Below are 19,550 nucleotides of genomic sequence, written 5' to 3' on the forward strand. Positions count from 1 at the left end.
GCGAGCAGTAACAATAGCCCTTTGGAGGGCTAATAATAAACCACCAGTTGAACTGGTGGTTGCTAACTTAGAACTTTTTCTACTTTCTGTGTGACCTGCTCTCCCGCAACACTGACATGTAAACTTTTCAATCGGCTCCTGAATCGATATCCTATGAATGTAAGCTTTCACCATATTTTCAGAAATTCCCAACCTGAGAGTTCATCCGCCTAACGATTCCAGGACAAGAACCGACATAGTGTCCGGCAAAACGAGCAAAAAAATAACGGGAACCTCCCGAAAGAGAATTCCCAGATAAAATAGGTTATGAAACTCATTCCAAATGAAATGCAACTAAAATTGCTCCCTTATCCACCTCAGTCATTGTTCCATCATTCTTCTTGAATGGGATTGCATGGTAATAAATGCCACACTGATCTGAAACTTATCGCAGGCCAGCAGTTCATCCTCTATTGCGGATAACACTTTTTTCCTTCCTGATAACTGTTTGAGACAAATTGTGGCTTAAAAGCAAGATTGGAAGAAATCCTGCTGTCGATATATGCAGTTTCAAGACCTGTTATAAGATTTTCGTATATTTCCTGATTCATAGAGTTCCTCCTGCTGATATTGACTCAATATCAGTTTTTCTTTTTTCACGTCTGACAAATCAGAAGTTATCTTTGTATTCTTTTCTCCATTGTATTGAATATCTTTTTGACTAAATGATTTTTTTGTCTGGCATATTTATAAAGAGTTCAATATAAAAGAGACCCCACTCTCATGAATGAAGTCTCATAATATCTGATACATTTGCATTATACCGACGCGTTCCCCATCATTTTTTCAAACTGCTCAACCGTCATTTTTGCTTTAGCCGCGACACGCTCTATCTTTAAATCGCCTTTCTGTACAAGCCTCACAAGCGTCTGGTTTTTACCAATCTCAATACCTTGTTCTCTTCCTTGTTCGATACCCTGTTCTCTGCTTTCTTTCAGCAAATCTTCTATTGCTTTGCTCATTGATTTGCACACATCAATCACCTCCGTCTCTTCTGGAATTTCTATGGACGTGTCCGTAATGTTCTTGATCACTCCATTCCCTCTGCATATTTATCAATCCAGTTTTCCCCATCATAATTTTCTATCTGACTCACAATTCTATTAAGAAACTGGTCTAATAAATTATGCTGCTCTCTCCCCTGTGCATACCATACATTAGACTGTCCAAATCCATACGCCACACCTTTTGATTTTCTTGGTACTTTCCATGTATTTGCTTTTCGCCTTGCTCCTCTTGGCAGCAGCACGCAATCTTCTTTTTTAGCAATAGCATTATATGCCTGGTCATAATATTCTTCCTCTGTATCCGATAAGAAACGCATCACTTTGCAATTGCGATATACGGTTGCATGTTTATACCAGCCAACTACATACGTTTCTTTTTCTATTGCATCCGGATACAATGCACAATATACGACAAGCACATCATCCACCGAAGTTTCCTCATTCATGCCCTCACAGTCATAAATCTTCTCAATTCTTAACTGATTTCGAGTTTCTTTATTGGTTGACTTTGTCTCCACAAAGCCAAGACAATATTCCCCTTTCGGATATCCGGATTCTTCTGTAAGCGGTATTGCTTCAAAATTGTATTTTTCATGTGCGTCAAGAGTTTCTTTTACATAGGAACCTCCATTTTGCGGTTCGTCTTTTCCCCATACAATTCCTTTATAATAATTCATCCATGCAATATTGCAAAATAGTATTCTCATAGGTATTAACCTTCTTCTTTGGAAAATAGATTCAAATCAGCATAAAAGAGACCCCACTCTCGCAAATGAAGCCTCATAAAATTTGATACATTCGTATTATACCGTTGCGTTCTCCATCATTTTCTGAAGCTGATCAACCGTCATTTTGGCATCAACTGCAGCACACTCAATTTTCCCATGTGCATACACCTCCTCAAAAATATTTCAGAGAAGTCTGCACCCTTCCTGTTGTTTTTCAACTTATCATGAATGGGCAGTTCTATCAAGTTGGAAATATGAACTGCGAACATGCTTCTTAAGATGTCACTATAACAAATTCACTACAATCCGGTCTATCCCACGCAGCCCATACATTTTCCCTATCGTCTCTGGATCCTGCAAAACGGTCAAATTCATTCCAAACAATGAATTATATCTCCCCATCATCCGCAGATGCTCCGGATATAAAAACGCCTGTTTTTCGCAAAACCTCGGGCATTCCCGCACCGGCATCTGCGCGCTGCGGCTTCCTTTGGTGCACGCTGCGTACAGTGGACAGTACTGCGAGGTATTGGTCTGATAAAAGGGAAGATGCATACTGTTTTTTCCTTCCGGGAACTTCCCGGTACCGGTATTGCCGCAGCTCTCCCATTCATACCGCTCGATCTGGAATTCTGCTTTCAAATATTTACGGTAAAATGCCGCGTGGACGCTGTTTTTCTCAAATAGTGTGCGGTCTCCCAGCTTGTAGGCCATCCTGGGATCTTTTTTTCGCTTATTAAGCAGAATGCCTAGACAGATGGAAAACACAGGAAAATGAGCGGCCAGATGAGCGGTTCCCCAGTCATTTACAACAAGCTCAACGGCTTTATTCTTTCGTTCGCACCATTCAGCGAGACGCTGCAGCCGCTGCTGTGTTTCCGACAGATTTTCTTCCAGCAAAAATGGAAACGTAAGCGTAATTGAAAACGACTCCCGGCAGGCTTTATCCATCAGTGCGAACAGTTCCTCTTCCGTTGGTGCCAGATGCGGGCAGAAAGCATTTCCTATATAGAGCCGATCCGGGTGAAAAACCGGCGGATCTGCAATCTGGTTTCTCCGAAAATAAGCATCAAAAAACACCCCACTTTCCATCGAAAGATACGCCTTATACCATTCCGGCCGGTCCAGTTCGAGCGCCAGCTCAATCGGCTGCCCGGATCCGGCAGCACTATTTTGCAATGCCACAAAGGTTTCCTTCGTAATTCCGGAAAACCATACTTTTTTCTGCTCTTCCAGACTTTCCAGATGAAACGCGTCCTGCTCCGCAGGATATCCTGTCATCTGTTCTGCAAGAGCGGCATCATCGTCCTCCATTTTCCAGCGAATATACTGGCTGTATTGCAGGGCAAGGTGCTGTACCGCATTTCGATAATCTTCTTGTTCCGTGGCGAAGGTATAAACAACATCAAAATCTTCCTCTTTTTCCTGCAGAAAAGTCGCATCACGAAGAAGAATCCGCTGGTAGGATGCCGTTTTCTGATCGTAAAATGCCAGTTCCCACGGTGCGTTTTTCTGTTCAACTGTGGCCGGTGCCGCGAGGCGGGTCTGAAAGCCATATTCCGAAATTGCCGTGATCCGCACTTCCTTATTGCCCCAGTATCCTGCCAGAATTCCAAACGGCAGCATGGAAATCCATGGCCATTGGCTGATTTCTTTTTCCCGTTCTTTTTTCTGTTTCATTGCTCCAACTCTCCCGTTTTCTGATACCCTCCAGTATACCTGTTTTTCTGGAAAACTCAAATAAAAAATCCATCCAAGCCCGGAAGCAGTCTCACTGGAGACCTCCAGGTCATGGATGGATTTTTATCATTATTTTGTAAACGTCTCAATCAACTCTTTGGCATCATCATATCCCTGGCCTTCCAGTTCTTTCTGATACCACTCGTCCACGCCGTCTACTGCCTGTTTGAACGAATCGATGTCCATATTCTCATAATTGGTAATGGTTACACCATTCTCATTCTGCCAGCGGTTCAGGATTTCATCATCACCGGCGCGGTTAATCTCACGCTCGTACTGTGTTGCCAGACGACCGCACTCATCGATCACTTCCTGCTGCTCCGGTGTCATACTGTCATAAATGTCTCCGTTAATACAGAAGAACAGACAATCATAAATTGCATTCCACATCGAGCAGTACGGCTGTACTTCCTGTACGCTGGCTGCATCGATAGCAGGAAGTGGATTTTCCTGGCCTTCTACGGTTTTCTGCTGCAGGGCCGTGTAGGTCTCGGACCAGTTCATGTTGGTGGCATCGGCGCCCCAGCGTTTGTAGCACTCCATCAGCAGGTTGCTTCCTGCGACACGGATTTTCAGGTTCTTCATATCATCGACGGTTTTTACTTCCTGCTTGCTGTTGGTCAGCTGACGGAAACCGTTCTCGGCGATTCCCATGCAGTGCAGGCCGTACTCATCAAGGATCTCTTTCAATTTTTCGCCTGCCTCGCCGTCCAGTTTTGCATCCGCATCTTCTACGGAATCAAACAGGAACGGAAGGGATACGACGTTAAATCTCGGATCAAATGCAGAGTAAATCAGGTTGCTGTGCATTGAAATCTGTACCGGATCTCCATCGATCAGTGCCTGGATACCTTCGGACTGGTTTCCGTTGGTCAGCTGGTCTGCGGCATATACGTTGACTTTGATCTTGCCGCCGGTTGCTTTTTCGATCAGCTCACCGAACTTCCGGCCGCCTTCTGCCCAGGTACTGGTTTCTGTCGTGGAGCAGGTGAAGTTCCAGGTCTGCTCCGGCCAGTCGAGATCGCTTCTGTCTTCTACATCGTAGGTGCTTGCAGAAGATGTATCTTTCTTTGTAAAGGCTTCAATCAGATCTTTGGCATCGTCATAGCCCTGGCTTTCCAGTTCGTTCTGATACCAGGCATCTACACCGTCTACCGCCTGTTTAAAGGAATCGATGTCCATATCTTCGTATTTTGTGATCTTGACACCGTTCTCGTTCTGCCAGCGGTTCATGATCTCATCGTCACCGGCACGGTTGATCGCACGTTCGTAATCGACGGCTTTCTGTCCGGCCTCATCGACAACTTTCTGCTGCTCCGGGGTCAGATTGTTATAGATGTCTCCGTTAATGCAGAAGAACAGGCAGTCATAAATTGCATTCCACATGGAGCAGTACGGCTGTACTTCCTGTACGCTGGCTGCATCGATAGCCGGAAGCGGATTCTCCTGGCCTTCTACGGTTTTCTGCTGCAGGGCGGTGTAGGTCTCAGACCAGTTCATGTTGGTCGCATCGGCGCCCCAGCGTTTGTAGCACTCCATCAGCAGGTTACTTCCTGCTACACGGATTTTCAGGTTCTTCATATCATCGACGGTTTTTACTTCCTGCTTGCTGTTGGTCAGCTGACGGAAACCGTTCTCGGCGATTCCCATGCAGTGCAGGCCGTACTCATCGAGGATTGCTTTTAATTTTTCGCCTGCCTCGCCGTCCAGTTTGGCATCCGCATCTTCTACGGAATCAAACAGGAACGGAAGAGATACGACGTTAAATCTCGGGTCAAATGCAGAGTAAATCAGGTTGCTGTGCATCGAAATCTGTACCGGATCTCCGTTCATCAGTGCCTGGATTCCCTCGGACTGGTTTCCGTTGGTCAGCTGGTCTGCAGCGTATACATTGACTTTGATCTTGCCGCCGGTTGCTTTTTCCATGAGCTCGCCGAACTTGCGTCCGCCTTCTGCCCAGGTACTGTTCTCGGTGGTGGAGCAGGTAAAGTTCCAGGTCTGCTCTTCCCATCCAAGGTCACTGTAATCAGCGATATCATTGTAATCCTCATTGCCGGAGGAATTTCCTGCTGTGCTGCCATCCGCACCATCGCCACTGGAAGTATCGGAATTCGTTGCTGCAGCTACCGTTCCGGTATAAGCTCCGTCTTTTGCCAGTGCTTTTGGAAGGAACGTGGAAATCTGCGGAACATACGTAATCAGAAGCAGAACTGCTACCGATGCTGCGATCATTGGCATAACGGCTTTGGAAATCTGCTGAATGGTAACTTCCATTCCTTTTTTCAGTTTTACGGAAATGGCGACAAACAGGTTGACACCGACCGGCGGAGTTACCTGTCCGATGGCCAGGTTGACCGTTGCCACGATACCGAATGCTATCAGGTCATAGCCAAGGGCTTTGCAGACCGGAAGCATAATCGGGATGAAAATATACATGGCAGAGTTTGCATCGATAAAGCATCCTGCAATCAGGAAAATGATATTGACAATCAGAAGGAATACAAACTGGTTATGAGCAACGCTTCCAAGAAGATCCGACGCTGCCTGCGCAATACCAAACTTTGTGCAGACAAAGGAGAACAGAGAAGCACTTGCGACGATCAGCATAATTCCACCGGTTGTTTTGGCAGAATCTACCATCAGATCCCACAGGTCTTTCAGTTTGATCTCTTTATAAATAAAGATTCCGACAAACAGACCGTATACAACGGAAACGGCAGCTGCCTCGGTCGGGGTGAAAATACTTCCATAGATACCGCCAAGGATGATGACCGGCATTAAGAATCCCCAGAAAGCATCTTTAAAAGCATCCCATCTTTCTTTGGCTGTTGCTTTTTTCTGGGTCGGCTGAATGTTGTGTTTCTTTGCCTCCAGAAGAACAACGATGACAAGGGCCACACCCATCAGAATACCAGGAACGATACCTGCTGTGAACATATCGGCGATGGATACGCCTGTGATGGATGCATAAACAACGAATGCAATACTCGGCGGTATGACGATCGCAATCGAACTTGACGTCGCCATCAGGGCCGTGGAAAACGGAGCAGAAAATCCGCCTCGCTCAATCATGGCAGGGATCAGAACCATACCAAGTGCTGCTACGGTTGCCGGACCGGAACCGGAAATCGCGCCAAAGAAGCAGGCTACGATAACGCATACGATCGCGATACCGCCCTTTTTATGGCCGACGCAGGTGTCGACGAAACGAATCAGTCGTTTGGAAATGCCCGCTTTTGCCATAATGTTTCCGGACAGTACAAAGAACGGAATGGCAAGGAGCAAAAATTTACTGATACCGGAATACATATTGGTTGCTACGATGGTCAGGGATGTACCGGAGTACAGGATCGCGCAGATCGAAGACAGACCAAGGCAGATGCCAATCGGGATACCAAGGATCAGAAAAACAAAGAATGAAAGAAAAAGAATTGCACTGATCATTTTTTCTGTCCCTCCTCTTTTGCTTTTACGAATGTATCCATCAGATATTCGATCATGTGCAGCGTCATGCAGGCTGCGCCGATCGGTACGAAAGACCAGAAAATCCATTCCGGCCAGTTTAAAACGAACGTTCTCTTTCCGTTGGCAAGCTGGGTCAGTACCTTGTCCATGCCGTATTTAAACAGAACTACGGTAAAGGCAACACTAAATGCTGTGTTGACAACCAGCAGGATTCTTCTCGCCTTCGCAGAAAGACGGTCCGGCAGCAAAGAAAGATTGACCAGTTCTCCGTCACGGGCAGCAAGCGCTGCTGCGAGAAGTGTAATCAGGACAAATACCGCAACGACAAGCTCTTCGGTAAATGACCAGGACTGATGCAGTACCTTACGGGAAAGAACGTTTCCCACCGTAAGCACAACAATCAGGATCGTGGACAGCACGAGAACCAGTTTCTCAACAAATGCCAGTCCATTCATGATTTTTTTGTACACTTTCATATGTTTCCTCCCTTTTCCCGCTGTCAGGTACAATGTTCCAGCAGGATCTATTCTTTGCCAGGCTGTATTACCGGGGTGAATTTGCAGCTGACAAACAAAAAAATCCGCCCCTCAACGAGGGACGGAACTGTTCTTTTCCCGCAACCACCCTTGTCTCTTCTTTGAAACAAGCACGAATACAACGCACAAGCATACGCGGTTTCTGTAACGGGAAACTCCCGTGAAAACCTACTGGAATTCCGGCACATAGTACGATACACGGCCGATTCGTTGGGCTTTCCTTCTCCAAGATGATTTTCAATCCAGATTCGTTGCTGTCTCGCACCTTTCCGGCAGCTCTCTGAAAACGATTTGTCTGCATTTACTTTTTCTTTTCTCAGAATTTGCTTTTACACGACAGAAGCAATTTTAACGCGATTTTTGTTGATTGTCAAGAATTGGCTGGAAAAATTTGTCGATTTTTTGAAAAACCGCATTTTTTTCGGTTTCTGACCTTTTTCTTGCATCTTTTCCATATCTTTTATATAATAATCTGCGGTATCCGAAATATGCAGCCTGATTTTTCATCTCGATCTTCCAACATCAGTCCTGCTTATTCATGAAAGGATGATTTTTATGATAAAAAAACTGATTTCCTTTTTTCAAAAAGATGCAGTGCTTACCGTCTCTTTTTTTCTTGCAGTGCTTTCCTGCTTTTTCTGTCCTCCCGGTCCACAGTATCTTGGCTATCTGGATTTTCATACTCTGATCCTGCTGTTCTGTCTGATGCTGATTGTCGCGGGTCTGCGGGAATGTGGCGTATTTGACTGGCTTGGCACCAGTCTTCTCCGGCATGTAAACTCAGAACGGATGGTTGCTCTGCTTCTGATTTCCCTGTGCTTTTTCTGCAGCATGCTGATTACCAATGATGTCGCTCTGATTACCTTTGTTCCGTTTGGCATTCTGCTTCTGCGAATGTGCCATATGGAGCAGAAAAAATACTTCTTGTCACCTTTATGACCATGGCTGCAAACCTTGGCAGTATGTTTACTCCTATCGGCAATCCGCAGAACCTTTATCTGTATTCGCTTTCCGGACTTTCCCTTTTGCATTTTCTGCTTATGATGCTGCCTTATACTCTGGGTGCTGCAGTTCTTTTTCTGATCTGCATTTTTCTGTTTTTCTCCGGAAAGAAAATTTCCGTTTCCCTGGAGAAAAAAGCGATTACTCATCCGCGGCAAATCGCAGTTTTTGCAGCTCTTTTTTTCTGCTGTATTCTTACGGTTGCCAAACTTCTCCCGCATAGTATTCTGCTTCTGATCACGATTGCCGGGATCTGCCTGGTGAACCGCAGCCTTTACCGCAGAGCAGACTACTCTCTTTTGTTCACTTTTGTGTTTTTCTTTCTTTTTATTGGAAACATGAAACAAATGGCAGCGCTTCGTATTTATCTGGAACAGATGATTACCGGACACGAACGGCTTCTTTCCGTCCTCACAAGCCAGATCATCAGCAATGTTCCTGCCGCCATGCTGCTTTCCGGATATACAAAAGAAATCCCGGAACTGATTGTAGGAACCAACCTCGGCGGCCTCGGGACTTTAATTGCATCTATGGCAAGCCTGATCTCCTATCGCCAGATTACGGCCGCAGACGCTTCCTGCCGCAAAAAATATATCCTGATTTTTACTGTTTTCAATCTTGTTTTTCTTGCTATTTTGTATCAGATACGCTAAAATAAAAAGAAGATCCGGCTGTACGGGTCTTTTTTCACGGCATTTTATACCGTCTCATTATTACTGTACTTAGCATTTTATATTGAAAAAGAAAGGGTTTCATTTATGAAGATAGATCTCAGAAACGTTCCGGATGCCGAGGTTTCCGGTATTGATCTTGCAAATGTTGACATTACTGTTCCGGCGCCGGAGACAGAACCGCAGCGTCAGTATTACTTTATGGCACTTTTAAAACAGCAGCTCGTACCGGAGCGTGCAAAACAAAACGGAAAAGAGTATCTGACTGCCTGCATCACAACCTTCGGCTGCCAGATGAACGCCCGCGATTCCGAAAAACTGGAGGGAATTCTGGAAACCGTCGGCTACCACATTGTGGAGACCGAAGATGCCGATTTTGTTGTTTACAACACCTGTACCGTCCGTGAAAACGCAAATCTGCGTGTCTACGGTCGTCTTGGACAGCTTGGCAAGTACAAAAAGAAAAATCCGGGCATGATTATTTCCCTCTGCGGATGCATGATGCAGGAGCCGCTTGTTGTCGAAAAACTCAAAAAAAGCTACCATTTCGTCAACCTGATTTTCGGAACGCATAATATCTACCGCTTTGCCGAGTATCTTGTCCGCTGTATGACAGAGGACCGCATGGTGATCGATATCTGGAAAGATACCGATAAAATCGTGGAAAATCTCCCGGTTGACCGCAAATATCCGTTCAAGTCGGGTGTTAATATTATGTTCGGCTGCAATAACTTCTGCAGCTACTGTATCGTACCGTATGTGCGCGGCCGCGAACGCAGCCGGAAGCCGGAGGAAATCATCGCAGAGATCAAACGCCTCGTTGCAGACGGCGTTGTTGAAATTATGCTGCTTGGTCAGAATGTCAATTCCTACGGAAAGAATCTCGAGGAGCCGATGACGTTTGCACAGCTTCTGCGCAAGGCAAATCAGATTGAAGGGCTGAAACGCATCCGTTTCATGACCTCACATCCGAAGGATCTCTCGGAAGAACTGATCGATGCAATGCGCGACTGCGAGAAGGTCTGCCTCCATCTTCATCTTCCGCTCCAGTCCGGAAGCAGCCGTATCTTAAAACTGATGAACCGCCGTTATACCAAAGAGCAGTATCTTGACCTGGTAGACCGAATCCGCGCAAAAGTGCCGGATATTTCTCTGACAACAGATATTATCGTTGGTTTCCCTGGTGAGACCGAAGAAGATTTTCTGGAAACACTGGATGTGGTCCGCCGCGTTCGTTACGACAGCGCGTTTACCTTCCAGTATTCCAGAAGAACCGGAACACCGGCAGCTGCCATGGAAGACCAGATCCCGGCGGATGTTGTAAAAGACCGTTTTGACCGTCTTCTTGCCGAGGTCCAGGAAATTTCCCGCGAGGTAACCGCAAGACATCTTCATACCGTACAGGAAGTTCTGGTGGAAAGTATCAATGAGCAGGACGCTTCTCTTGTCACCGGCCGTATGAGCAACAATACGCTGGTTCATTTCCCGGGAGATGCTTCGATGATCGGAACGCTGCAGAACGTTTCCCTGGACGAATGCCGCGGCTTCTACTATATGGGAACGCTTGTTTAACCAAAAGACCCTGCCCGCACAGTTTTTCAGTCTTTGAAAAGACTATGTTACAAAGCTGTGCAGGCAGGGTTTTTATATATAACTTCTCCTTTTATCCTCTCACATCTGGAGTTTTCCCGGAAAGCCGCCTCTGATAAAAAAAGTAGGTAATCATAAGCATAACTCCAGCTCCGACCCATGCGGAAATTTCTGCAAATGCCACTCCGCGGAACGCAAGGCGCGGTGCTAAAAGCAGCACAACCATGACGCGCATGGCAACCTCCACAATCCCGGACACCATCGGCAGAACTGTTTTTCCCATTCCCTGGCAGGCGTTTCGGAAGACAAACAGCCAGCCAAGGGCGAACAGGGCAACTCCAGTAACCGGCAGAAAGATACAGGTATAGGAAATGACTGTCGCATCATTCAACATCAGGGATGCCAGAAGCTTCGGGCAGAAAATTTCCAGTGCTGCAAAAGGAAGATTGACAAGGACAGAAAGCACGACACCTGCCCTGACTCCCTGTTTGATCCGGTCGTATTTTCCGGCTCCATAATTTTGTCCTGTAAAAGTCAGAAGTGCAAGTCCAAGTGTTATACCCGGCTGCTCGAACAGACCGCACACCTTCATACATGCAGCATAAGCTGCGACATAAGCCGTTCCCATCTGATTGACAAAAACCTGAAGGACCATACCGCCCACCGCAGTTACAGAATTCATCACAGCTACCGGCAGGCCTTTTCCAACAAGTGCGCCAAGAAGTACACCATCTGCCCCCCAGTCTGTTTTCCGCGGAAGCAGTTCTGCGGCGCGCCGGATATATACCAAACAGTAAAGGGCAGAAACTACCTGCGCCAGGACCGTTGCAAGCGCCGCTCCAAACACGCCCATGCCAAACGGAAATACAAATAGAAGATCCAGCACAATATTGACCACCGACGAAACAATCATAGAAGCCAGCGGCACTTTACTGTTTCCGACGGACCGGAGCAGCGTCATGGCAAAGTTATTAAAAATGGTAACGGTACTGCCCGCCAGAATGGTTCCAAAATAAACCAGAGTGTCTGTCATCATATCCTCCGGTGTCTGGAGAAAGACAAACAGACGGCGCATCCAAAACAGACTGCCCACCGTAATTACAATTCCAATGGCAAGGCAGATATAAACCGACATCGCAATTTCTTTCCGCAGTTTTTCGATATCATTCGCTCCAAAGGAGTGGGAAATACAGATCCCAAGTCCTCCGGTAAGCCCCATGGCAAAGCCGAGAATCAGAAAATGTACCGAACTGGTATTTCCAACCGCTGCCAGAGCCACATCTCCGATCCCCTTTCCAACGACCATGGAATCCACAAAGCTGTAAAGCTGCTGAAAAAGATTTCCGATCAGAATCGGCAGGAAAAACTGAAAAATCAGCTTCATGCTGTTGCCCTGCGTCATATCATTTGTTGTTTTTTGCATGATGATAATCTTGTAACCTTTCCTTTCTTCATTCCTTCTTGCAAATCATATAAAATCACTATATACTAAAAGAAGTTTGTTTCCATCCACAGTCAGTATGGAACATCCACTACGAACGAAAAGTGAGACATCTATGAATAACTTATATGAATATATCGACCCCATCGCCTCTCCTTATGAGGCTTTTCTTTTTGACAGCACGCGGGACTCCCTTCCGATTCCTGCTCACTGGCACTATTATGTAGAACTTCTCTACGTTCTGAAAGGAGAAATTGAGGTTTCCCTTGATAATGTGACATCCATCGGAACGGAAGGATCTGTGATCCTTTTTCCGCCCAAATGCGTTCATTCCATCGCGCTTGCAAAGGGGTCTGTTCCGGTGCAGTATGATGTGATTAAATTTGACCCCAATCTTCTGCCCACCTGCAAGACGGATGAGCTGGATCTGCGTTCGATTCTGCACGGCATCCACACGTTCCGCTGCCCCTGTATTTTTTCTCCGGAGCAGGTACAGAAAATGGACCTTTTTCCTCTTTTTTCGGATATTCTTAAGGAATACCGGGATAAAGAGCTTGGCTATTCCATGATTCTTACAGCGGATCTTCGGAAAATCATCAGCCGTTTTGTACGGAATTGGCAGAAAAGCGGGACTTCTTTTCCGTCTCCCGGCGTGCATCCTTCCTACGAAATCAGTTTTGACCTGATTTCCGAATACATTGATTCCCATTATTTTGAAGAACTGACCGTAGAGAAACTTGCCGCCATGTGCAACATGTCGCACTCCACATTTTCCATGAATTTTTACCGCCGCTACAATATGACCTGCAAAGAATATATTACGGCAACCAGAATCAATGCGGCAGAAAATATGCTGCTTTTTTCCAGTCACGATGTTTCTTTTATTGCCAGAGAAGTCGGCTATCCGGACTGCAGCTATTTCATCCGGTGTTATAAAAAAATAAAAGGAATCACACCGAAACAGGCCAGAAAAATCCAGGCAGAAAAAAATAAATAACGTTATTTTGCAGAAAAGGGCACGCATTCATTTTGCGTGCCCTTTTTCCATGCCTTATCGTTCTGCTGTCTCGTATACGCTTCGTACGCGGTATGCGCCCGATACGCCGGTTCCCTTGGCGGTAAAGTCTGCGGTCGGCAGAATACGGAAGGTCTTTGTTCCTGCTTCCATATCAACGAAGTTATCGTCCAGGCGAAGCACACCGTTTTCGGTCTCTACGCTGACAGATTTTGCGAAGTTCTCTGCCGTTACAGTTACGGTATCGCCGTCTACCGATACAGAAAGTTTCGGATCTGCGAAATGGTAATGCTTCGGTGCACAGAACAGCGTCGATCCGGAAGATACGACGTTTCCATCGACAACCAGCTCATACGTCAGATGAACTTCCAGCGGATCCTGACCGTTGAAATCAAGATGCGGCATCCACTGTCCGCCGTAGGCCGGTGCGTTGACCTCGAAGGTTCCCTCTTTGACTACGGAAGAATCCGGACGGCGCAGAGACCATTTTACGGTTCCAACAATCGGCTCACCCGTCTCATTCGCAACGTGAAGGTCTGCACTGACATCGATTGGATGCGGCAGGGTGTTGACAAACGGTTTCTGATCGATCTCTCCATGCTCCTCACAGGAAAGCAGAACCGGTGCGAACATCTTCTTCTCTGCGTACTGCAGGGCTTTCCAGTTTCCGTAGTAATCGACGCTTGCCCAGGATGCTACCGGCCAGATATCGTTCAGCTGCCATACAACAGCACCCATGCAGGTACCACGGAAGCGGCGGAAATGCTCTACGCCGTAACGGATGGCATCTGCCTGAAGAAGCTGTGAGCAGTAAAGAAGCTCATCGAAATTCTTCGGATACAGATAGGTCTGTGAGATATAGTTCAGGATCTTTCCGTTGGCAGCCGTATTTCTCTGGTGCATTTCCATGACGCGTGAGAAGATGTTGCGGTCGCCGTCTTCCGTAAACCGTTTTACAGTCTGCAGGGACGGGAAGGACTGGAATCCGAACTCGGACAGGAAACGGTAATGGTGGGAACGATAAGCGGTAAACGGCTCGCTTCCGTGCCATACGCCCCAGTAATGGGTATCGCCGACATTTTCCGCATTGCTGTTTTCGTAATTTCCACCTGAAGACGGGGAGGATGGCCAGTAGAATTTCTCCGGATCCTCTTCTTTGACGATTTTCGGAATGATGTACTCATACAGATGGATATAATCGTAATACTGTTTCTTGGATTTCGGCCATGCCAGCATTTCATACTGTGTCTCCATCTCATTGTTTCCGCACCACAGAGCAATGCTTGCATGAGAACGAAGTCTGCGTACATTCTGACGGATTTCTGTGGAGATATTCTCCTCAAAATGATCTGACAGCTCATAGGAAGCGCAGGCAAACATGAAGTCATGCCAGATCAGAAGTCCTCTCTCATCGCAGACATCATAGAAGAAGTCATCGAGGAAGTATCCGCCGCCCCATATACGCAGGGAATTGAAGTTTGCTTCCTGTGCAGATTTTAACAGCAGATCGGTACGTTCTCTCGTCTGGCGGGTTAAAATATTATCCTCCGGAATGTAATCCGCGCCCATCGCGAAAATCTGCAGTCCGTTGATTTCATATGCAAAGTTGCGGCCTTTTACCGTCTTTGCTGCTTTATCGGTGATAATTACTTTCTTCTCACCGTTTGTCATAACCATGTTGTCGCCGTCGTCGTAATCTGGTGCCTGTCCGGTCATGTGTTCATCATAAACTTCATCTTCCATCGGATCGGTATTGACCGTGATGGTGCGAAGACCCATTTTCTTCTCCCAGGTATCCAGGGTATCCTCTGCAACAAGCGCTACCTTTACCTGATACAGTGCCTGTGCGCCGTAACCGTTCGGCCACCACAGCTCCGGATTTTCTACGGTAAGAGAAGCCTGTACACGGTTGCTGCGAAGCTCACATGTAAGACCGGTCAGATTTTTTGATGGTGCTGAATGGGTCAGCGGATCGATGCTGCCGCTTTCTGCTGTCAGAACGGTTTTTCCATCCGGAGAAGTAACCGTCATGACAATTTTTACATTTCCGTTGGTAACTCCCGGCATCCACTCGATCTCAGCATCTGCCGTCAGGCGAACAGAATCAACAACGTTTCCGTGAACCGTTTTTCCGGTTACGTGATGCTCCTGGCCTACAAATACCTGCGCCAGACGGGCTGTTTTTACTGCGAGAACGGAAGCTTCACGGAACAGTCCTGCATCTGGAAGACGCGGGCCCCAGTCCCAGCCGTACATGCACGCTGCTTTACGGATATGCGGGAATCCCGGCATTGCATCGGAGGATCCGCCAACCGGGCATTTTGTATCTTCTTCCGCAATGAATTTGGTCGGAGAATGCAGAATCACTTTTACCTGATATACGGTATCGGCTGCATCACCTGCAACAAGATCGGTAATATCGTACTCCCAGACACGGTTCATGTTGTCTGCGGAGCCGATTTTCTCTCCGTTCAGATAAACATCCGCGATCGTATCAATTCCGTCGAAATGTAAAAACAGGCGATCCGCTTTTCTGTCTTCCTCTCCGATCACGATTTCTGTCTCGTATGCGAAATCGTTCTCCATCAGTTTCAGTGCATCGAGTTCATTGTCACGATAAAACGGATCCGGGATCAGACCTTTTTCCAGAAGTGTGCCGTAAACGGTAGACGGAACCTTTGTCTCAATTGGAGTCTCCGGAATATCGTAAACATTTTTTCCAAGGACCGTTAAGGTCCAGTTGTCTTTCAGACATATTGTATGCATTACAGTATGTCCCCCTTTCTTACATAGTTTCTGCTTCTTCGCGTAGTTTCACCACGCTTTTTCTTTCTTCCTATCTTACTTCTTTTGTGCAGAAAATGGTACAAAAAAGCTCTTGAAAAATAGGAAAAATCTCCAAATGCACAAAAATTTTCGCAAAAACAGGAAAACAGTGAGACAAATTCTCAATCATCACTTTGACAGATTTGGAAAATGTGATAGAATAAAAATGTTGGCATCCCATTTAAAAATGCCGACATTATTTTTCGAAAAGAAAGATGAGGAAAAAACTATGATACCAGAAAGATTAGCTGCTCTCCGCGAAAAAATGAGAGCATACGGCGTGGACGCTTATCTGGTTCCGACCGCCGATTATCATGAATCCGAATATGTAGGAACTTACTTTAAAGCAAGAACGTATATTACCGGTTTTACCGGTTCTGCCGGAACTGCTGTGATTACGCAGGATGAAGCGTGCCTCTGGACCGACGGCCGCTACTTCGTACAGGCAGCCAAAGAGCTTGCCGGAACCGGCGTTACTTTAATGAAAATGGGCCAGGAAGGTGTTCCGACCGTAGAGGAATACCTGCAGGCAAATACAAAAGAAGGCATGACCATCGGCTTCGACGGCCGCGTTGTCAATGAGATGCTCGGTGAGACACTGGAAAAGACACTTCCGGAGCGTTTTCTCTCCTATCGAAGTGACCTGATCGGTGAAATCTGGTCCGACCGCCCAGCACTTTCTGCAGAACCGGTATGGATTCTTGATTCCAAATATACCGGCGAGTCCGCTGCTGACCGTCTTGCAAAAGTCCGCGAAAAGATGAAAGAGAACGGTGCCGAGGTACATATCCTGACCGCACTCGACGATATTGCCTGGATGCTGAACATCCGCGGAAACGATATTCCGTGCAATCCGGTTGTCCTCTCCTACCTCATTCTGACCGAAACCGAAGGCCATCTGTTTATTCAGGAAGCAACTTTAAATGATGAAGTAAAACAGTATCTTGCCGGTCTTGGTATTTCGATTCATCCATACGATGCTGTCTATGATTTCGCTGTAGGCATCACAGGAAAAACGATTCTTCTGGAGAAAGCCAAAGTCAACTACACAATCTGCCAGAGCGTCATGGGCGAAAACACGATTGTCAATGTGATGAACCCGGCTTCCTCCTTAAAGGCATTGAAAACACCAGTTGAGATGGAAAATATCCGCAAAGCCCACGTCAAAGACGGCGTTGCTGTAACCCGTTTCGTTTACTGGTTAAAGAAAAACATCGGCAAAATCCCGATGGACGAAGTTTCCGTTGCAGAGAAACTGGAATCCTTCCGAAAAGAGCAGGAAGGCTACATTGAGCCGAGTTTCGGAACCATCTCCGCTTACGGCCCGAATGCCGCTATGTGCCATTATCAGGCAACGAAAGAAGATTTCTCCGTTCTACAGCCAAAAGGCATGTACCTCGTGGATTCCGGCGGACAGTATTATGAGGGAACGACCGATATTACCAGAACAATCGTAGTTGGACCGCTGACCGAGGAAGAAAAAGAACATTTCACCATCACTGCGATGGGAACCCTTCGTCTTGGAAATGCAAAATTCCTCCACGGCTGCATCGGTATCAACCTTGATTACCTTGCAAGACAGGCATTCTGGGAGAGAGGTCTTGACTTCAATCACGGAACCGGCCACGGTGTCGGTTATCTCTTAAATGTACATGAGCGTCCAAACGGTTTCCGCTGGAAAATGGTTCCGGAGCGGATGGAAAACGCCGTTCTTGAGGAGGGCATGCTTACTTCCGATGAACCGGGTATCTATATCGAAGGAAGCCACGGCATCCGTACTGAGAACCTGATGCTCTGCCGCAAAGCAGAAAAGAACATGTACGGCCAGTTCATGTGCTTTGAGTTCGTTACCATGGTTCCGATCGATCTTGACGGTATTGACACACAGTATATGACCGAAAAAGATGTGGAACTGCTGAACAACTACCACAAAGAAGTATATGAAAAGATTTCTCCTTATCTGGAAGGAGACGAAAAAGAGTGGCTGAAAGAAGCCACCCGCCCGATTTCCAAATAAGATGCAAAAACGCTGTTCTGTGTTTTGATGATACAGAACAGCGTTTTTTATTATAATACTTTCGATAAAAATTCTTTGAGCCGGGGATGCTGCGGATTTGCGAAGAACTCCTGCGGCGTATTCTCCTCCTGAATATTTCCCTCGTTGATAAAGACCACGCGGGTTGCCACTTCTCTTGCAAAACCCATTTCATGCGTTACGACAACCATCGTCATGCCTGATTCAGCAAGTTCCTTCATAATTTCAAGAACCTCCCCTACCATTTCCGGGTCGAGTGCGGAGGTCGGCTCGTCAAACAGCATGACATCCGGGTTCATCGCAAGGGCGCGTGCAATGGCAATTCGCTGTTTCTGTCCGCCGGAAAGGCTTCCCGGATAGGCATCTGCTTTGTCCGGCAGTCCGACACGGGTCAGAAGCTCCATCGCTTTTTTCTCTGCTTCTTCCGATGTCATTAGTTTTAATGTCACCGGAGCGAGCAAGATATTTTCCTTAACGGTTTTGTGCGGAAACAGATTGAACTGCTGGAATACCATTCCGATCTTCTGACGCACATGGTCAATGTCAGTTTCCGGCGCCGTGATGTCAACGCCCTCGAAGTAAATTTTTCCGCCGGTTGGAATTTCCAGACGATTTAAGGAGCGCAGAAACGTCGATTTTCCGGAACCGGAAGGACCGATAACGGCGACAACTTCTCCCTGACGGATCTCTGTGCTGATTCCGTCTAAAACTTTATTATCCTCGAAGCTCTTCTGCAGATTTTCAACTTTAATTAATACTTTTTCGTTAGTGGTCACTCTTACGCAGTCTCCTTTCCAGTTTGCCCATGAAATAGGTCAGAATCATAACAAGAATCAGATAAAAGATCGCTGCGGAGAGAAGCGGAACCAGCGCATCGTACGTACGGCTCTGTACCAGGGTTGCTGCTTTTGTAATATCGATGGTTCCAATATAGCCGATGATGGCGGTCTCTTTCAACAGCACGATCATCTCGTTGATCAGCGCCGGAAGAACATTTTTAAACGCCTGCGGAATGATAATCAGACGCATGGTCTGTGCCGAATTTAAACCAAGGCTTCGTCCCGCTTCAGTCTGTCCTTTATCCACAGACATGATTCCGGAACGGAAGATCTCGGCAACGTACGCACCGGAGTTAATACCGAATGCAATTCCGCCGATCACGATATTGTTCAGGTTTACGGTTGCAAAAATAACGGAATAGAAAAACAGAATCTGAATCATGGACGGCGTTCCGCGGATAATCGTCAGATAGACGCGTGCCACAATGTTCAGAAGTTTTAATTTACCGGTCTGCTCGTGTGTCGAACGGATCAGCGCGATGAGAAGTCCGAGCACAACACCGATGCACAGTGCAATTACCGTGACAAGCAGCGTCGTCTTCAGACCGGTCAGCCACCACTCTGTAGCACCGTTGTCTACAAAGTAGCGGTTAAACTGATGCTGTAAATTTTCCAT

General features: G+C 46.7%; 16 protein-coding genes and 1 other annotated feature. Of the genes, 5 read left to right on the forward strand and 11 right to left on the reverse strand.

The features are described from left to right. Positions 1 to 449: 449 nt before the first annotated feature. From DW642_RS10730 to DW642_RS15875, 7 genes are all read right to left on the reverse strand, one after another. On the reverse strand, positions 450 to 590 hold the full coding sequence (locus DW642_RS10730) for a hypothetical protein (protein WP_330410133.1): 141 nt from the start codon (positions 588 to 590) through the stop codon (positions 450 to 452). 207 nt (positions 591 to 797) lie between these two features. Further along, the gene (locus DW642_RS10735) at positions 798 to 1,073 is read right to left on the reverse strand and encodes a hypothetical protein (protein ID WP_117510173.1); all 276 of its coding nucleotides are present in this window, start codon (positions 1,071 to 1,073) and stop codon (positions 798 to 800) included. After that, positions 1,070 to 1,753 (reverse strand): hypothetical protein, encoded by a 684-nt coding sequence (locus DW642_RS10740; RefSeq protein WP_117510174.1) that lies wholly within the window; start codon positions 1,751 to 1,753, stop codon positions 1,070 to 1,072. Before DW642_RS10740 ends, DW642_RS10735 begins: the two co-directional genes overlap by 4 nt. A gap of 306 nt (positions 1,754 to 2,059) precedes the next feature. Beyond that, the gene (locus DW642_RS10745; protein WP_117510175.1) at positions 2,060 to 3,454 is read right to left on the reverse strand and encodes a hypothetical protein; all 1,395 of its coding nucleotides are present in this window, start codon (positions 3,452 to 3,454) and stop codon (positions 2,060 to 2,062) included. A 129-nt stretch (positions 3,455 to 3,583) separates the two neighbouring features. Next, positions 3,584 to 6,958 (reverse strand): TRAP transporter large permease subunit, encoded by a 3,375-nt coding sequence (locus DW642_RS10750; RefSeq protein WP_117510176.1) that lies wholly within the window; start codon positions 6,956 to 6,958, stop codon positions 3,584 to 3,586. Then, positions 6,955 to 7,455 carry a TRAP transporter small permease gene (locus DW642_RS10755; protein ID WP_117510177.1) on the reverse strand — a complete coding sequence of 167 codons (501 nt, stop codon included), beginning with the start codon at positions 7,453 to 7,455 and terminating at the stop codon, positions 6,955 to 6,957. Before DW642_RS10755 ends, DW642_RS10750 begins: the two co-directional genes overlap by 4 nt. 114 nt (positions 7,456 to 7,569) lie before the next feature. Next, positions 7,570 to 7,842: a binding site (T-box leader), on the reverse strand. A 21-nt stretch (positions 7,843 to 7,863) separates the two neighbouring features. Next, positions 7,864 to 8,022 (reverse strand): hypothetical protein, encoded by a 159-nt coding sequence (locus tag DW642_RS15875; RefSeq protein WP_156327599.1) that lies wholly within the window; start codon positions 8,020 to 8,022, stop codon positions 7,864 to 7,866. A gap of 48 nt (positions 8,023 to 8,070) precedes the next feature. Here DW642_RS15875 and DW642_RS16275 point away from each other — a divergent pair, with 48 nt between their 5' ends. The 3 genes from DW642_RS16275 (at position 8,071) to miaB (ending at position 10,760) form a co-directional block, all read left to right on the forward strand. Next, positions 8,071 to 8,454 carry an SLC13 family permease gene (locus DW642_RS16275; RefSeq protein ID WP_242991171.1) on the forward strand — a complete coding sequence of 128 codons (384 nt, stop codon included), beginning with the start codon at positions 8,071 to 8,073 and terminating at the stop codon, positions 8,452 to 8,454. Positions 8,455 to 8,477: 23 nt separating this feature from the next. Then, on the forward strand, positions 8,478 to 9,170 hold the full coding sequence (locus DW642_RS16555; protein ID WP_330410134.1) for an SLC13 family permease: 693 nt from the start codon (positions 8,478 to 8,480) through the stop codon (positions 9,168 to 9,170). Positions 9,171 to 9,275: 105 nt separating this feature from the next. After that, complete coding sequence (miaB, locus tag DW642_RS10765; protein WP_055266015.1) at positions 9,276 to 10,760, forward strand: tRNA (N6-isopentenyl adenosine(37)-C2)-methylthiotransferase MiaB; 1,485 nt, start codon at positions 9,276 to 9,278, stop codon at positions 10,758 to 10,760. 91 nt (positions 10,761 to 10,851) lie between these two features. On the opposite strand, the gene DW642_RS10770 is transcribed toward miaB, so the two are convergent. Then, complete coding sequence (locus DW642_RS10770) at positions 10,852 to 12,201, reverse strand: MATE family efflux transporter (RefSeq protein ID WP_117510178.1); 1,350 nt, start codon at positions 12,199 to 12,201, stop codon at positions 10,852 to 10,854. Positions 12,202 to 12,334: 133 nt separating this feature from the next. Here DW642_RS10770 and DW642_RS10775 point away from each other — a divergent pair, with 133 nt between their 5' ends. Then, the gene (locus DW642_RS10775; protein WP_158555020.1) at positions 12,335 to 13,216 is read left to right on the forward strand and encodes an AraC family transcriptional regulator; all 882 of its coding nucleotides are present in this window, start codon (positions 12,335 to 12,337) and stop codon (positions 13,214 to 13,216) included. A gap of 54 nt (positions 13,217 to 13,270) precedes the next feature. Here DW642_RS10775 and DW642_RS10780 read toward each other — a convergent pair whose 3' ends face one another. Beyond that, on the reverse strand, positions 13,271 to 16,000 hold the full coding sequence (locus DW642_RS10780; protein ID WP_117510180.1) for a beta-mannosidase: 2,730 nt from the start codon (positions 15,998 to 16,000) through the stop codon (positions 13,271 to 13,273). A 289-nt stretch (positions 16,001 to 16,289) separates the two neighbouring features. On the opposite strand from DW642_RS10780, the gene DW642_RS10785 reads away from it, so the two are divergent. Further along, on the forward strand, positions 16,290 to 18,077 hold the full coding sequence (locus tag DW642_RS10785) for an aminopeptidase P family protein (protein WP_117510230.1): 1,788 nt from the start codon (positions 16,290 to 16,292) through the stop codon (positions 18,075 to 18,077). A gap of 50 nt (positions 18,078 to 18,127) precedes the next feature. Here DW642_RS10785 and DW642_RS10790 read toward each other — a convergent pair whose 3' ends face one another. Both DW642_RS10790 and DW642_RS10795 read right to left on the reverse strand, forming a co-directional pair. After that, positions 18,128 to 18,871, reverse strand: coding sequence for an amino acid ABC transporter ATP-binding protein (locus tag DW642_RS10790; protein ID WP_117510181.1), 744 nt, complete (start codon positions 18,869 to 18,871; stop codon positions 18,128 to 18,130). Next, a complete protein-coding gene (locus tag DW642_RS10795; protein ID WP_055217777.1) occupies positions 18,861 to 19,550 on the reverse strand; it encodes an amino acid ABC transporter permease in 690 nt (229 codons plus the stop codon). Before DW642_RS10795 ends, DW642_RS10790 begins: the two co-directional genes overlap by 11 nt.

The organism is Blautia sp. AM23-13AC (genome assembly GCF_003435675.1).
In the GTDB taxonomy this organism is placed as follows: Bacteria; Bacillota; Clostridia; order Lachnospirales; family Lachnospiraceae; genus Fusicatenibacter; species Fusicatenibacter saccharivorans.

Bases quoted from the DNA above. Each gene is read 5' to 3' on its own strand.
- DW642_RS10775 (WP_158555020.1), top strand. From the start codon at position 12,335: ATGAATAACTTATATGAATATATCGACCCCATCGCCTCTCCTTATGAG.
- miaB (WP_055266015.1), top strand. From the start codon at position 9,276: ATGAAGATAGATCTCAGAAACGTTCCGGATGCCGAGGTTTCCGGTATT.
- DW642_RS10740 (WP_117510174.1), bottom strand. From the start codon at position 1,753: ATGAGAATACTATTTTGCAATATTGCATGGATGAATTATTATAAAGGA.
- DW642_RS16275 (WP_242991171.1), top strand. From the start codon at position 8,071: ATGATAAAAAAACTGATTTCCTTTTTTCAAAAAGATGCAGTGCTTACC.
- DW642_RS10795 (WP_055217777.1), bottom strand. From the start codon at position 19,550: ATGGAAAATTTACAGCATCAGTTTAACCGCTACTTTGTAGACAACGGT.
- DW642_RS15875 (WP_156327599.1), bottom strand. From the start codon at position 8,022: ATGAAAAATCAGGCTGCATATTTCGGATACCGCAGATTATTATATAAA.
- DW642_RS10750 (WP_117510176.1), bottom strand. From the start codon at position 6,958: ATGATCAGTGCAATTCTTTTTCTTTCATTCTTTGTTTTTCTGATCCTT.
- DW642_RS10745 (WP_117510175.1), bottom strand. From the start codon at position 3,454: ATGAAACAGAAAAAAGAACGGGAAAAAGAAATCAGCCAATGGCCATGG.
- DW642_RS16555 (WP_330410134.1), top strand. From the start codon at position 8,478: ATGTTTACTCCTATCGGCAATCCGCAGAACCTTTATCTGTATTCGCTT.
- DW642_RS10780 (WP_117510180.1), bottom strand. From the start codon at position 16,000: ATGCATACAATATGTCTGAAAGACAACTGGACCTTAACGGTCCTTGGA.
- DW642_RS10730 (WP_330410133.1), bottom strand. From the start codon at position 590: ATGAATCAGGAAATATACGAAAATCTTATAACAGGTCTTGAAACTGCA.
- DW642_RS10755 (WP_117510177.1), bottom strand. From the start codon at position 7,455: ATGAAAGTGTACAAAAAAATCATGAATGGACTGGCATTTGTTGAGAAA.
- DW642_RS10785 (WP_117510230.1), top strand. From the start codon at position 16,290: ATGATACCAGAAAGATTAGCTGCTCTCCGCGAAAAAATGAGAGCATAC.
- DW642_RS10770 (WP_117510178.1), bottom strand. From the start codon at position 12,201: ATGCAAAAAACAACAAATGATATGACGCAGGGCAACAGCATGAAGCTG.